The 13750-nt window shown below is 70.5% G+C and carries 10 protein-coding genes; 7 read left to right on the top strand and 3 right to left on the bottom strand.

Annotated features, from left to right (window positions below; translation table 11 throughout):
- Positions 1 to 118: 118 nt before the first annotated feature.
- The 3 genes from metH (at position 119) to JE024_RS28210 (ending at position 6551) form a co-directional block, all read left to right on the top strand.
- Positions 119 to 3631 (top strand): methionine synthase, encoded by a 3513-nt coding sequence (metH, locus tag JE024_RS28200; protein WP_205376795.1) that lies wholly within the window; start codon positions 119 to 121, stop codon positions 3629 to 3631.
- A 105-nt stretch (positions 3632 to 3736) separates the two neighbouring features.
- Positions 3737 to 4438: an HAD family hydrolase gene (locus JE024_RS28205; RefSeq protein WP_205376796.1), complete on the top strand. Its 702-nt coding sequence runs from the start codon at positions 3737 to 3739 to the stop codon at positions 4436 to 4438.
- A gap of 511 nt (positions 4439 to 4949) precedes the next feature.
- Complete coding sequence (locus JE024_RS28210; protein ID WP_205376797.1) at positions 4950 to 6551, top strand: ABC transporter substrate-binding protein; 1602 nt, start codon at positions 4950 to 4952, stop codon at positions 6549 to 6551.
- 112 nt (positions 6552 to 6663) lie between these two features.
- Here the strand turns inward: JE024_RS28210 and JE024_RS28215 are convergent, their stop codons facing one another.
- Together JE024_RS28215 and JE024_RS28220 are read right to left on the bottom strand one after the other, a co-directional pair.
- Positions 6664 to 7335 carry a response regulator gene (locus JE024_RS28215; protein ID WP_147990638.1) on the bottom strand — a complete coding sequence of 224 codons (672 nt, stop codon included), beginning with the start codon at positions 7333 to 7335 and terminating at the stop codon, positions 6664 to 6666.
- A gap of 13 nt (positions 7336 to 7348) precedes the next feature.
- Complete coding sequence (locus JE024_RS28220; RefSeq protein ID WP_244883247.1) at positions 7349 to 8245, bottom strand: RecB family exonuclease; 897 nt, start codon at positions 8243 to 8245, stop codon at positions 7349 to 7351.
- Between the two features lie 117 nt (positions 8246 to 8362).
- Here JE024_RS28220 and JE024_RS28225 point away from each other — a divergent pair, with 117 nt between their 5' ends.
- The 3 genes from JE024_RS28225 (at position 8363) to JE024_RS28235 (ending at position 11343) form a co-directional block, all read left to right on the top strand.
- A complete protein-coding gene (locus JE024_RS28225) occupies positions 8363 to 9622 on the top strand; it encodes a site-2 protease family protein (RefSeq protein WP_205376799.1) in 1260 nt (419 codons plus the stop codon).
- Between the two features lie 84 nt (positions 9623 to 9706).
- On the top strand, positions 9707 to 10594 hold the full coding sequence (locus tag JE024_RS28230) for a tRNA (adenine-N1)-methyltransferase (RefSeq protein WP_147990641.1): 888 nt from the start codon (positions 9707 to 9709) through the stop codon (positions 10592 to 10594).
- 98 nt (positions 10595 to 10692) lie between these two features.
- On the top strand, positions 10693 to 11343 hold the full coding sequence (locus JE024_RS28235) for a hypothetical protein (protein ID WP_372449878.1): 651 nt from the start codon (positions 10693 to 10695) through the stop codon (positions 11341 to 11343).
- Between the two features lie 4 nt (positions 11344 to 11347).
- Here the strand turns inward: JE024_RS28235 and JE024_RS28240 are convergent, their stop codons facing one another.
- Positions 11348 to 11659, bottom strand: a complete 312-nt coding sequence (locus JE024_RS28240; RefSeq protein WP_205376801.1) for a ferredoxin — start codon at positions 11657 to 11659, stop codon at positions 11348 to 11350.
- A 263-nt stretch (positions 11660 to 11922) separates the two neighbouring features.
- Here JE024_RS28240 and arc point away from each other — a divergent pair, with 263 nt between their 5' ends.
- Complete coding sequence (gene arc / locus JE024_RS28245) at positions 11923 to 13689, top strand: proteasome ATPase (protein ID WP_205376802.1); 1767 nt, start codon at positions 11923 to 11925, stop codon at positions 13687 to 13689.
- The last annotated feature ends 61 nt before the right edge of the window (positions 13690 to 13750 follow it).

A 13750-nucleotide genomic window follows, 5' to 3' on the forward strand; every position in this document is an offset into this window, starting at 1 on the left:
GTCCGCCTCGTGGGACACATCGACGGCGTGGGCGGGCACACGGCTACTCTGACTGCGTGCGCCTTCCCCGAGCCGGAGGCGCAAAGCCGACAGCCGTCGCATCCCAGGGAGCACATCCATGGCCTCGTTGCCGACCCCTTCCGCTGACAGCCGGACCCGAATCGACGCACTGCGCGAGGCACTCGCCACCCGGGTGGTGGTGGCGGACGGGGCGATGGGCACGATGCTGCAGGCCCAGGACCCCACCCTCGAGGACTTCGAGAACCTCGAAGGCTGCAACGAGATCCTCAACATCACCCGCCCCGACATCGTGCGCTCCGTCCACGCCGCCTACTTCGACGTCGGCGTCGACATGGTCGAGACCAACACCTTCGGCGCCAACTTCGCGGCCCTGGGGGAGTACGACATCCCCGAGCGCGTCCACGAGCTGTCCGAGGCCGGCGCCCGGATCGCCCGCGAGGTCGCCGACGAGTTCACCGCGTCGACCGGGCAGCAGCGCTGGGTGCTGGGTTCGATGGGCCCGGGCACCAAGCTGCCGACCCTCGGCCACGCCGACTACGCCACCCTGCGCGACGCCTACCAGCGCAACGCCGAGGGCATGATCGCCGGCGGCGCCGACGCGCTGATCGTCGAGACCACCCAGGACCTGCTCCAGACGAAGGCCGCCATCCTCGGCGCCCGCCGCGCGCTGGAGTCGACCGGCACCACCCTCCCGCTCATCTGCTCGGTCACCGTGGAGACCACCGGCACCATGCTGCTCGGCTCGGAGATCGGCGCGGCACTCACCGCGCTGGAGCCGCTCGGCATCGACATGATCGGCCTGAACTGCGCCACCGGCCCGGCCGAGATGAGCGAGCACCTGCGCTACCTCGCCCGCCACTCCCGCGTCCCCCTCTCCTGCATGCCGAACGCGGGCCTCCCGGTGCTCGGCAAGGACGGCGCCCACTACCCGCTGACCGCCCCGGAGCTGGCGGACGCCCAGGAGACCTTCGTCCGCGAGTACGGCCTGTCGCTCGTCGGCGGCTGCTGCGGCACCACCCCCGAGCACCTGCGCCAGGTCGTCGAGCGGGTCCGCGGCCTCGCCCCCACCGCCCGTGAGCCGCGCCCCGAGCCGGGCGCCGCCTCGCTCTACCAGACGGTGCCCTTCCGCCAGGACACCGCGTACCTGGCGATCGGCGAGCGGACCAACGCCAACGGCTCCAAGAAGTTCCGCGAGGCCATGCTCGAAGGCCGCTGGGACGACTGCGTCGAGATGGCCCGCGACCAGATCCGCGAGGGCGCGCACATGCTCGACCTCTGCGTGGACTACGTCGGCCGCGACGGCGTCGCCGACATGGCCGAGCTGGCCGGCCGCTTCGCGACCGCCTCCACCCTGCCGATCGTGCTCGACTCCACCGAGGTCGACGTCATCGAGGCCGGTCTGGAGAAGCTCGGCGGCCGCGCGGTCATCAACTCCGTCAACTACGAGGACGGCGACGGCCCCGAGTCCCGGTTCGCCAAGGTCACCGGCCTCGCGCGGGAGCACGGCGCCGCGCTGATCGCCCTCACCATCGACGAGGAGGGCCAGGCCCGCACCGTCGAGAACAAGGTCGCCGTCGCCGAGCGGATCATCGACGACCTGACCGGCAACTGGGGCATCCACGAGTCGGACATCCTCGTCGACACCCTCACCTTCACCATCTGCACCGGTCAGGAGGAGTCCCGCAAGGACGGCGTCAACACCATCGAGGCCATCCGCGAGCTGAAGCGCCGCCACCCGGACGTGCAGACCACGCTCGGCCTGTCGAACATCTCCTTCGGCCTCAACCCGGCCGCCCGCATCCTGCTGAACTCCGTCTTCCTCGACGAGTGCGTCAAGGCCGGTCTGGACTCGGCCATCGTGCACGCCTCCAAGATCCTGCCGATCGCCCGCTTCGACGAGGAGCAGGTCACCACCGCGCTGGACCTGATCTACGACCGCCGCGCCGAGGGCTACGACCCGCTCCAGAAGCTGATGGCGCTCTTCGAGGGCGCGACCGCCAAGTCGATGAAGGCCGGCAAGGCGGAGGAACTGCTGGCGCTGCCGCTGGAGGAGCGCCTCAAGCGCCGGATCATCGACGGCGAGAAGAACGGCCTGGAGGGCGACCTCGACGAGGCGCTGCGCGACCGTCCCGCCCTGGAGATCGTCAACGACACCCTGCTCGACGGCATGAAGGTGGTCGGCGAGCTCTTCGGCTCCGGCCAGATGCAGCTCCCGTTCGTGCTCCAGTCGGCCGAGGTCATGAAGAACGCGGTCGCCTACCTGGAACCGCACATGGAGAAGTCCGACGCCGAGGGCAAGGGCACCATCGTGCTGGCCACCGTCCGCGGCGACGTCCACGACATCGGCAAGAACCTCGTCGACATCATCCTGTCCAACAACGGCTACAACGTCGTCAACCTGGGCATCAAGCAGCCCGTCTCCGCGATCCTGGAGGCCGCCGACGAGCACCGGGCCGACGTGATCGGCATGTCGGGCCTGCTGGTCAAGTCGACCGTGATCATGAAGGAGAACCTGGAGGAGCTGAACCAGCGCAAGCTGGCGGCCGACTACCCGGTCATCCTCGGCGGCGCGGCCCTCACCCGGGCCTACGTCGAACAGGACCTCCACGAGATCTACGAGGGCGAGGTCCGCTACGCCCGGGACGCCTTCGAGGGCCTGCGGCTGATGGACGCCCTGATCGCCGTCAAGCGCGGCGTCCCCGGCGCCACCCTGCCCGAGCTCAAGCAGCGCCGGGTGCGCCCCGCGGCCACCGCCGTCGTCGAGGAGCGCCCCGAGGAGGGCGCCGCCCGCTCCGACGTGGCCACCGACAACCCGGTGCCCGCCCCGCCCTTCTGGGGCACCCGCGTGGTCAAGGGCATCCAGCTCAAGGAGTACGCCTCCTGGCTCGACGAGGGCGCCCTCTTCAAGGGCCAGTGGGGGCTCAAGCAGTCCCGCGCCGGCGACGGCCCCGGCTACGAGGAGCTGGTGGAGACCGAGGGACGGCCCCGGCTGCGCGGCTGGCTCGACCAGCTCCACACGCAGAACATGCTGGAGGCGGCCGTCGTCTACGGCTACTTCCCCTGCGTGTCCAAGGGCGACGACCTCATCCTGCTGGGCGAGGACGGCGCCGAGCGCACCCGCTTCTCCTTCCCGCGCCAGCGGCGCGGGCGCCGGCTGTGCCTCGCGGACTTCTTCCGGCCCGAGGAGTCCGGCGAGACGGACGTCGTCGGCCTCCAGGTCGTCACCGTGGGCTCCCGGATCGGCGAGGCGACCGCCAAGCTCTTCGAGGCCGACTCCTACCGCGACTACCTGGAGCTGCACGGACTGTCCGTCCAGCTCGCCGAGGCCCTCGCCGAGTACTGGCACGCCCGGGTGCGCTCCGAGCTCGGATTCGGCGGCGAGGACCCGGCGGACGTGGAGGACATGTTCGCCCTGAAGTACCGCGGCGCACGGTTCTCGCTCGGCTACGGGGCGTGCCCCGACCTGGAGGACCGCGCGAAGATCGCCGCCCTGCTGGAGCCCGAGCGGATCGGGGTGCAGCTCTCCGAGGAGTTCCAGCTCCACCCCGAGCAGTCGACCGACGCGATCGTCATCCACCACCCCGAAGCCAAGTATTTCAACGCACGCTGATCCATCGGGCGTAGACTGGTCGGTCCAGTGCAGGCCGGTCACCTGTCACCGCGGAGCGCCGCGGGAGGGGTGGCCGGCCTTCTCGTCCCTTCCGGAGGTGTGCCTATGACCAGCACGGTCCCCGCGTCCCTTACCCGTACGGCCGACGGGGCGGCCCTCCAGGCCGTCTTCCTCGACATGGACGGGACCCTCGTCGACACCGAGGGCTTCTGGTGGGACGCCGAGGTGGAGGTCTTCGCCGACCTGGGGCACCGGCTGGACGAGTCCTGGCGTGACGTCGTCGTCGGCGGACCGATGACCCGCAGCGCCGGATACCTGATCGAGGCCACCGGCGCCGACATCACCCTCCCCGAGCTGAGCGTGCTGCTGAACGACCGGTTCGAGGAGCGCATCGGCCGCGGCGTCCCGCTGATGCCCGGCGCCCGGCGGCTGCTCGCCGAGCTGGCCCGGCACAACGTGCCCACCGCCCTGGTCTCCGCCTCCCACCGGCGCATCATCGACCGGATCCTGGAGTCCCTCGGGAGCCACCACTTCCACCTCTCGGTGGCCGGCGACGAGGTGGAGCGCACCAAGCCGCACCCCGACCCGTACCTGGTGGCCGCCCGGCGCCTGGGCGCCGACCCGGCGCGCTGCGCGGTCGTCGAGGACACCGCCACCGGGGTGGCGGCCGCCGAGGCGGCCGGCTGCCGGGTCGTGGCGGTGCCGTCCGTGGCGCCGATCCAGCCCGCGGCGGGGCGCATGGTCGTGGCGTCGCTCGAAGAAGTCGACCTGCTTTTCCTGCGCACCCTGATCACCGCCCCGCACTGATACATGTACGGTCCGTGCATCTCGAATGCACCGGGAAACTCAGGGCAGCGGACCATGTAGTTTCCGTGACCAACTGCATTACCGATCGGTAATCGGCAATGTGTTCCGCCGCGTGACCTTCGTCACTGCGCGTGCACCCCGACCGACCGGCCGAAGGCCCCCGACCTGCCCCTGGAGGCGGAAAGGGGGTCGTCACATGCCCGTTTTGCGGCGGACGCATATGAATCATCCACCGGCGCGGGGGGCGCACGCAGGCATTCGTGATCACTCAGCGAATACGCCCCAACTCGGGCCCGTTCACGCTTTCCTGGCGCCTGGGACTAATGTCGTCGACGAGAACTCCGCCGCCTCACCGAGATGCACCGAAGGTCATCACACCCTCGGAAACCGAGGACCGATCGCTCTGTACAACCAGCACGATCGCGCCACCCCGACCGGGTGGAAGCGGCGTAGTGACGTGTACACACACCGCTGAATCCCAGAGCCGGTTGGATGAGGGAGAACGTCCAGGATGAACCGTAAGACCTTGGTGCCGCTGGCCACGATCGGCCTGCTCGCGCCCGTGCTCGTCGCCTGCGGCAGCACGGACGGCGGGTCGGGCGGCGGGGACGCCATCGTCGTGGGCACCACGGACCAGTTCGCCGCGAGCGCCGAATCCCCCGCCCCGCTGGACCCGGCCTACGCCTACGACACCGGCGCGTGGAACGTGCTGCGCCAGACCGTCCAGACGCTGATGCACGCCCCCCGCGGCGGCGGCGAGCCCGTCCCGGACGCGGCCGAGTCGTGCTCCTTCACGGACAACGCCAGCGAGAGCTACCGCTGCAAGCTCCGCAGCGGACTCTCCTTCGCCGACGGCACCCCCGTGACGGCGAACGACGTCAAGTTCTCCCTCCAGCGCGTGCTCGACATCGACGCCGACAACGGCACCGCGGCCCTGCTGGCGAACATCGACACCATCGAGACCAAGGGCGACGACGAGGTCATCTTCCACCTCTCCACGCCCGACGCCACGTTCCCCTACAAGCTCTCGACGCCCGTCGCCGGCATCGTCAGCCCGAAGGACTACGACGCCAAGAAGCTCCGCGAGGGCTTCGCCGTCGACGGCAGCGGTCCCTACACGATGAAGACCGAGACCGAGGGCGAGAAGATCACCAAGGTCGTCTTCAGCCGGAACGACAAGTACAAGGGCGACATCAAGCTCCACAACGACAAGGTCGAGCTCCGCTCCTTCGAGGACGCCGCCGCCATGGGCAAGGCCCTGGAGGCCGGCGACATCGACGTGATGACCCGGGCCATGTCGCCCGAGCAGATCAGGGACCTCTCCGAGAACCCCAAGGAGGGCATCACCCTCACCGAGGTCCCCGGCCTGGAGATCCGCTACCTCGCCTTCGACACCACCGACCCGTCGGTGAAGAACAAGGCCGTCCGCCAGGCCATGGCCGCCGTCGTCGACCGCGGCCAGATCGCCGGCCAGGTCTACGGCTCCACGGCCGAGCCGCTGTACTCGCTCATCCCGACGAGCATCGCCGCGCACACCAACTCGTTCTACAACAAGTACGGCGAGCCCAGCACCGAGAAGGCCGCGGCCATCCTGGAGGACGCGGGCATCGACACCCCGGTCCGGCTGGAGCTGAACTACACCACCGACCACTACGGCGAGGGCACCGCCAAGGAGTTCGAGACGCTCCGCGACCAGCTCAACGCCACCAAGCTCTTCGAGGTGACCGTCAAGGGCACCGAGTGGTCCGAGTTCCGCCCCGCCCAGAAGCGCGGCGACTACGCGGTCTACGGCCTCGGCTGGTTCCCCGACTTCCCGGACCCGGACAACTACACCGCGCCCTTCCTCGACGACGGCAACTTCCTCAACTCGCCCTACGTCAGCACCGAGGCGCGCAACCTCATCCCGCAGTCCCGCCGCGAGGCCGACCGCACCGCCGCGTCCCCGGCCTTCAAGAAGATCCAGGACATCGTCGCCGAGGACGTGCCCTTCCTGCCCCTGTGGCAGGGCAAGCAGTACGTCGCCTCCCGCGACGACATCACCGGCATCGAGTGGACCCTCAACGCCAGCTCCGACCTCCAGCTCTGGGAGCTCTCCCGCGGCGGCGGCTCCTGACCGGTGCCGCCGGCCGCCCCCGACCGGGGCGGCCGGCGGCGAAGCGCAAGGGCCGGGGGCCCGGCGGCGGCTCACGCCCCGCCGGGCCCCCGGCCCTTCGCCGTACCACCGGTCACTGCGCCCCGGGGCGCACCAGACCGCTCTCGTAGGCGTACACCGCCGCCTGCACCCGGTCCCGCAGGCCGAGCTTGGTCAGCACATGCCCGACATGGGTCTTCACCGTGGTCTCGCTCACGAACAGATCCGCCGCGATCTCCGCGTTGGACAGGCCCCGGGCCACCAGCTTCAGCACCTCGACCTCGCGGTCGGTCAGTGTGTTCAGCGCGTCCGGGACGGGCTCGTCGCCCGACGGGAGATGGTCCGCGTACTTGTCGAGCAGCCGGCGTGTGACGCTCGGCGCGAGCATCGCCTCGCCCGCGGCGACCACCCGGATCGCCTGCACCAGCTCGTTGGCGGGCGCGTCCTTCAGCAGGAAGCCGCTGGCACCCGCCCGCAGCGCCTCCACCACGTACTCGTCGAGATCGAACGTGGTCAGCACCAGCACCTTCGCCGGGCCGTCACGGCCCGGACCGGTGATCTGCCGGGTCGCCTCGACCCCGTCCATCCGGGGCATCCGGATGTCCATCAGCACCACATCGGGCTGCAGGGCCCGCACCTGATCAAGGGCCTGGAGGCCGTCCCCGGCCTCGCCGACCACCGCGATGTCCTGCTCCGCCTCGAGGATCATGCGGAAACCGGTACGCAGCAGTGGCTGGTCGTCGACCAGTAGGACGCGGATCGCCACGGGCACTCCTTCGCTAGACCGGGCCCATTCTGCCCTGCTCATCCTCGCTGGACGCCGCCGGGGAAACGACCAGCGGATAAACCGGGGGAGTGCCGCCGAATTCAGGACAGACCGCCTGGTGATCGCACCAGCCGCACAGCTTCGTCGGACGCGGCCGCCAGTCGCCCGTCCGCGTCGCCTCCCGGATCGCCTCCCACAGCGCCAGCAGCTTGCGCTCCGTGCGCTCCAGATCCGCCGGCTGCGGGTCGTACGTCAGCACGTCGCCGCTGCCCAGGTACACGAGCTGGAGCCGGCGCGGCAGCACCTTCTTCAGCCGCCAGATCACCAGCGCGTAGAACTTCATCTGGAAGAGCGCGCCCTCGCTGTACTCCGGCCGCGGCGCCTTGCCCGTCTTGTAGTCCACGATGCGGACCTCGCCCGTCGGCGCGATGTCCACCCGGTCGATCACCCCGCGCAGCCGCAGCCCGGACGGCAGCTCCGTCTCGACGAACATCTCCCGCTCGGCCGGCTCCAGCCGCGTCGGGTCCTCCAGCGAGAACCACCGCTCCACCAGCCGCTCGGCCTCGCCCATCCAGCGCGCCAGCCGCTCACCGCCGTCGTCGCCCTCGCCGAACAGCCCGCCCAGCTCCGGGCGCGCCTCCAGCAGCCTGTCCCACTGGCCCGGGATCATCGCCTTCGCCCGCGGCACCGTCCGCTCGGCGGCCGGATCGTCGAACAGCCGCTCCAGGACCGCGTGCACCAGCGTGCCCCGCGTCGCCGCCTCGCTCGGCTTCTCGGGCAGTCTGTCGATCACACGGAAGCGGTACAGCAGGGGACACTGCATGAAGTCGCCGGCCCGCGAGGGCGACAGCGACGTGGGCTCCGCGGCCACGGCGGAGGACCCCTCCGCGGGCGGCTGACTCGTACTCATGACAAAGACCCTACGGCCCGCCACCGACAGCGATCGGCATACCATCGACGGCAGACCCCCGCACACGGACGGGCCGGCGGGCGGCACCGGCCGGCCGCCCGGCGACGAGAGGACCCCGTGAAAGAGGACGACACCAGCGGCGAGCGCGACCGGCCGCGCGCAGACGCGGGAGCGACCGGCCCCGGCGCCCCCGCCGCACAGCGCCGTTCCGGGCCGGGAGGCGGCATCCTCATGGGCCGCCCCTTCGGCGTGCCCGTCTACGTCGCCCCGAGCTGGTTCGTCGTCGCGGCCCTGATCACCTGGGTCTTCGGCGGCCAGCTCGACCGCGTCCTGCCCGAGCTCGGCGGCGCCCGCTACCTGGTCTCCCTCTTCTTCGCGGTCGCCTTCTACGCCTCCGTCCTCGTCCACGAACTGGCCCACACCGTCGCCGCCCTGCGCTTCAAGCTGCCGGTCCGGCGCATCCAGCTCCAGTTCTTCGGCGGGGTCTCCGAGATCGAGAAGGAGACCGAGACACCCGGCCGCGAATTCGTCCTGGCCTTCGTCGGCCCGCTGCTCTCGCTCGTCCTCGCCGGCGTCTTCTACCTCGGCCTCAGCGCCGTCGACCCCGGCACCGTGCCCGGGGTGCTGCTCGCCGGACTGATGATCTCCAACCTCATCGTCGCCGCCTTCAACCTGCTGCCCGGCCTGCCGCTCGACGGCGGCCGGATGCTCCGCGCCGTCGTCTGGAAGATCAGCGGCAAGCCCATGACGGGCACCATCGCCGCCGCCTGGGTCGGCCGCGCCCTCGCCGTCGCCGTCCTCATCGGCCTGCCGCTGCTCACCCACACCGGCGCCCTCGGCAACGCCACCGAGGACATCGGCGGCATGGAGACCGTCACCGACGCCCTGCTCGCCGCGATCCTCGCCGCCATCATCTGGACCGGCGCCGGCAACAGCCTGCGGATGGCCCGGCTGCGCGAGCACCTGCCCGAGCTCGCCGCCCGCGCCCTCACCCGCCGCGCCGTCCCCGTCGAGGCCGAGACCCCCCTCTCCGAGGCCCTCCGCCGGGCCAACGAGGCCGGCGCCCGCGCCCTCGTCGTCGTCGACGGCCAGGGCGAGCCCACCGGCATCGTCCGGGAGGCCGCCATCGTCGGCGTCCCCGAGCACCGCCGCCCCTGGGTCGCCGTCAGCGGCCTCGCCCAGGACCTCACCGACGGCATGAAGGTCCCCGCCGAACTGGCCGGGGAGGCCCTCCTCGACCGCCTGCGGGCCGCCCCGGCGACCGAGTACCTCGTCGTCGAGGAGACCGGCGAGATCTACGGCGTCCTGTCCACCGCCGACGTCGAACGCGCCTTCGTCGCCGCCATGGCCCGCCCCGGCAGCACACCCCCGGCCTGACCGGCCCCCCGCACCCCGGTGGCGCACCCCCGTCCCCGCCCGCCCGTGGTCGGGGGGCCACCGCCAGGCCGGTAGGCTGGTCACATGTCCGAACCGACCGGTGCCGCCCGCCGTCGCGGGCCCTTCAAGGTCGGGGACCAGGTCCAGCTCACCGACCCCAAGGGACGCCACTACACGTTCACGCTCGAAGCCGGGAAGAACTTCCACACCCACAAGGGTTCCTTCCCGCACGACGAGCTGATCGGCGCTCCCGAGGGCAGTGTTGTCCGAACCACGGGAAACGTCGCCTACCTCGCGCTGCGCCCCCTGCTCCCCGACTACGTCCTGTCCATGCCCCGCGGCGCCGCCGTGGTCTACCCCAAGGACGCGGGGCAGATCCTCGCCTTCGCCGACATCTTCCCCGGCGCGCGCGTCGTGGAGGCCGGTGTCGGCTCCGGTTCGCTGAGCAGCTTCCTGCTGCGCGCCATCGGCGACCACGGCATGCTCCACTCCTACGAGCGCCGCGAGGACTTCGCCGAGATCGCCCAGGCCAACGTGGAGCGCTACTTCGGCGGCCCCCACCCGGCCTGGCAGCTCACCGTCGGCGACCTCCAGGACAACCTGAGCGACACCGACGTCGACCGCGTCATCCTCGACATGCTCGCCCCCTGGGAGTGCCTGGAGGCCGTCTCCAAGGCCCTCGTCCCCGGCGGCATCCTCTGCTGCTACGTGGCGACCACCACCCAGCTCGCCCGGACCGTCGAGTCCATCCGCGAGATCGGCTGCTTCGCCGAGCCGCAGCCCTGGGAGTCGATGATCCGCAACTGGCACGTCGAAGGACTCGCCGTGCGTCCCGACCACCGGATGATCGGCCACACCGGCTTCCTGGTCACCGCCCGCCGTCTCGCCGACGGCGTGGAGCCCCCCATGCGCCGCCGCCGCCCCGCCAAGGGCGCCTACGGCGAGGACTACGAGGGCCCCAACAAGGGCTGACCGCCCCGCACAACACCACGGCGCCGCCGTCTTGCCCCGCACGGGCGGGATCGTCACCGGGATGTCACCCACCCCCCTGTTCCCCGCGGGTGTGACGTATGGCACGATGCTGGCCACCCCCACCCCGCACGACCCCTCAGGAGACCCCCGGCGTGCATCCCGTCGTCCCGGACCTCGCGCACACCCAGGCCCGCCCCGTGCACTGGCTCCTGACGGCGACGGCGATGGCCGCGGTCGTCGCGGCCGCCGGATTCCTGCAGCCCGACGCCGCCACCGCCACCCAGAGCGGCACCGCGTCGGCCCGGCCCGCCGCACCGGCACCGGCGCCCGCACCCGCTCCCGCGAGGACGGCACCCGACCCGGCGTCCGTCGACCTGCCGCTCCAGTGCGGCCCGCTGGCCGACGTCGTCACCGCGAAGGCCACCGGGGACCTCGACGGGGACGGCGGCCCCGAGACGGTCGTGGCGGCCCGCTGCGACGCCGGCTCCGGCACCCCGCCGCACGGCGTCTACGTCCTCGCCAACGGCAGGGACGGCACGCCCCGGCTGGTCGCGACACTGGTGGAGCCCGCCGAGAAGTCCAGCGTCGGCGCGCTCGCCGTCCGTGACGGGGCGGTCACCGCCACCCTGCTCGGCTACTCGTCCCTCGACGTGCCGGGCTGCTGCCCCGACATCCGGGAGCAGGTCAAGTGGCAGTGGAAGGGCGGCGCGTTCGTCCGCTCCGACGACACCGCCGCCCTGGGTGTCTGAAACCTCACCCCGCGTCGGGGCCGTACACCTCGACGCGGTCGGAGACCCGGCGCACATGGATGCAGTCGCCGGGGCACTCCTTGGCCGAGTCCACGACGTCCGTCAGCAGGGGAAGCGGCACCGGCGTGGTGGCGCCCGGCTCCTGCAGCAGCTCGTCGTCCGCCGACTTCACATAGGCGAGACCGTCGATGTCGAGCTCGAAGACCTCCGGCGCGTACTGCGCGCAGATCCCGTCGCCGGTGCACAGGTCCTGGTCGATCCAGACCTCGAGCGCCTCGCCGGCACCCTCGGTGGGAACCTCGTGCTGCACGGTCATATCTCCTGCCGTTTCCTTCGTCGGCGCAGCTGAACGAAGCAAGTCGTGCCAGCCCTGACGGGTGTTGAACACTTCGACGATACAACCGACCGCTTTCCGATGTTGCCGGGTGGGTATCTCGTGGGTATTCCCTGGACACGAGGGAGAGCGCAAGGGTGAAGATCGGACACACCCCTTCCGTCTTTGTGATCTAGGGGTTTCAATCACCACCCACACAGGTAGGGTCAGGAAGCGTCCAGCTCCCCTTGGAGGAGGTGAGGACCGTGGCAGCCCACGACGACGACATCAACCGCGGCATCCGGCCGGGGCGAGGGTCTGAGGACCCCGCCGGCCAGGTTGCCTATCTCGAGCAGGAAATCGCCGTCCTGCGCCGCAAGCTCGCCGACTCTCCGCGTCACACGAGGATTCTCGAGGAGCGGATCGTCGAGCTTCAGACCAACCTGGCCGGCGTGTCCGCACAGAACGAGCGGCTCGCGAACACACTCCGTGAGGCCCGCGACCAGATCGTGGCACTCAAGGAGGAGGTCGACCGCCTCGCACAGCCCCCCGCTGGCTTCGGCGTCTTCCTCCAGGCCAACGAGGACGGCACCTGCGACATCTTCACCGGGGGCCGCAAGCTCCGGGTGAACGTCAGTCCCAGCGTCGAGCCCGAAGAGCTCCGGCGCGGCCAGGAAGTCATGCTCAACGAAGCGCTCAACGTGGTCGAGGCCATGGAGTACGAGCGCGCCGGGGACATCGTCACCCTCAAGGAGATCCTCGAGGACGGCGAGCGCGCCCTGGTCATCGGGCACACCGACGAGGAGCGGGTGGTACGGCTCGCCGAGCCGCTGCTGGACACCACCATCCGCCCCGGCGACGCCCTGCTGCTCGAACCGCGCTCCGGGTACGTCTACGAGGTCATCCCGAAGAGCGAGGTCGAGGAACTCGTCCTCGAAGAGGTCCCCGACGTCGACTACGACAAGATCGGCGGCCTCGGCGGCCAGATCGAGATGATCCGCGACGCGGTCGAGCTCCCGTACCTCCACCCCGACCTCTTCAAGGAGCACGAACTGCGGCCGCCCAAGGGCATCCTGCTCTACGGCCCGCCCGGCTGCGGCAAGACGCTCATCGCCAAGGCCGTCGCCAACTCCCTTGCCAAGAAGGTCGCCGAAGTCACCGGGCGCCCCCAGGGGAAGAGCTACTTCCTCAACATCAAGGGCCCCGAGCTCCTCAACAAGTACGTCGGCGAGACGGAGCGGCACATCCGCCTCGTCTTCCAGCGGGCCCGTGAGAAGGCCAGCGAGGGCACCCCCGTCATCGTCTTCTTCGACGAGATGGAGTCCCTCTTCCGCACCCGTGGCTCCGGTGTCAGCTCCGACGTGGAGAACACCATCGTCCCCCAGCTCCTCGCCGAGATCGACGGCGTCGAGGGCCTGGAGAACGTGATCGTCATCGGCGCCTCCAACCGCGAGGACATGATCGACCCCGCGATCCTGCGGCCCGGCCGGCTCGACGTCAAGATCAAGATCGAGCGTCCGGACGCGGAGGCCGCGAAGGACATCTTCGCCAAGTACCTGACCCCCTCCCTGCCGCTCCACTCCGACGACCTCGGCGAGCACAGCGGCTCCAAGGAGGCGGCGGCCCACGCCATGATCCAGTCGGTCGTGGAGCAGATGTACGCCGAATCCGAGGAGAACCGCTTCCTCGAGGTCACCTACGCCAACGGCGACAAGGAAGTCCTCTACTTCAAGGACTTCAACTCCGGCGCGATGATCCAGAACATCGTCGACCGGGCCAAGAAGATGGCCATCAAGGCATTCCTCGACCACAACCAGAAGGGCCTGAGGGTCTCCCACCTCCTCCAGGCCTGCGTGGACGAGTTCAAGGAGAACGAGGACCTGCCCAACACCACCAACCCGGACGACTGGGCCCGGATCTCCGGAAAGAAGGGCGAGCGGATCGTGTTCATCCGCACCCTCGTCACCGGAAAGCAGGGCGCGGACACCGGCCGGTCCATCGACACGGTGGCCAACACCGGTCAGTACCTGTAATCAGGCACACCGGCTGCGGATGCCCCGTCCACTGCCACGGCAGAAGGACATACTGCATCCG

The sequence above is a fragment of the Streptomyces zhihengii genome, from assembly GCF_016919245.1.
In the GTDB taxonomy this organism is placed as follows: domain Bacteria; phylum Actinomycetota; class Actinomycetes; order Streptomycetales; family Streptomycetaceae; genus Streptomyces; species Streptomyces zhihengii.

Excerpts from the sequence above, each read along its gene's own strand:
- metH (WP_205376795.1), top strand. The coding sequence starts at position 119 with ATGGCCTCGTTGCCGACCCCTTCCGCTGACAGCCGGACCCGAATCGAC.
- JE024_RS28205 (WP_205376796.1), top strand. The coding sequence starts at position 3,737 with ATGACCAGCACGGTCCCCGCGTCCCTTACCCGTACGGCCGACGGGGCG.
- JE024_RS28210 (WP_205376797.1), top strand. The coding sequence starts at position 4,950 with ATGAACCGTAAGACCTTGGTGCCGCTGGCCACGATCGGCCTGCTCGCG.
- JE024_RS28220 (WP_244883247.1), bottom strand. The coding sequence starts at position 8,245 with ATGAGTACGAGTCAGCCGCCCGCGGAGGGGTCCTCCGCCGTGGCCGCG.
- JE024_RS28230 (WP_147990641.1), top strand. The coding sequence starts at position 9,707 with ATGTCCGAACCGACCGGTGCCGCCCGCCGTCGCGGGCCCTTCAAGGTC.
- JE024_RS28235 (WP_372449878.1), top strand. The coding sequence starts at position 10,693 with ATGGCACGATGCTGGCCACCCCCACCCCGCACGACCCCTCAGGAGACC.
- JE024_RS28240 (WP_205376801.1), bottom strand. The coding sequence starts at position 11,659 with ATGACCGTGCAGCACGAGGTTCCCACCGAGGGTGCCGGCGAGGCGCTC.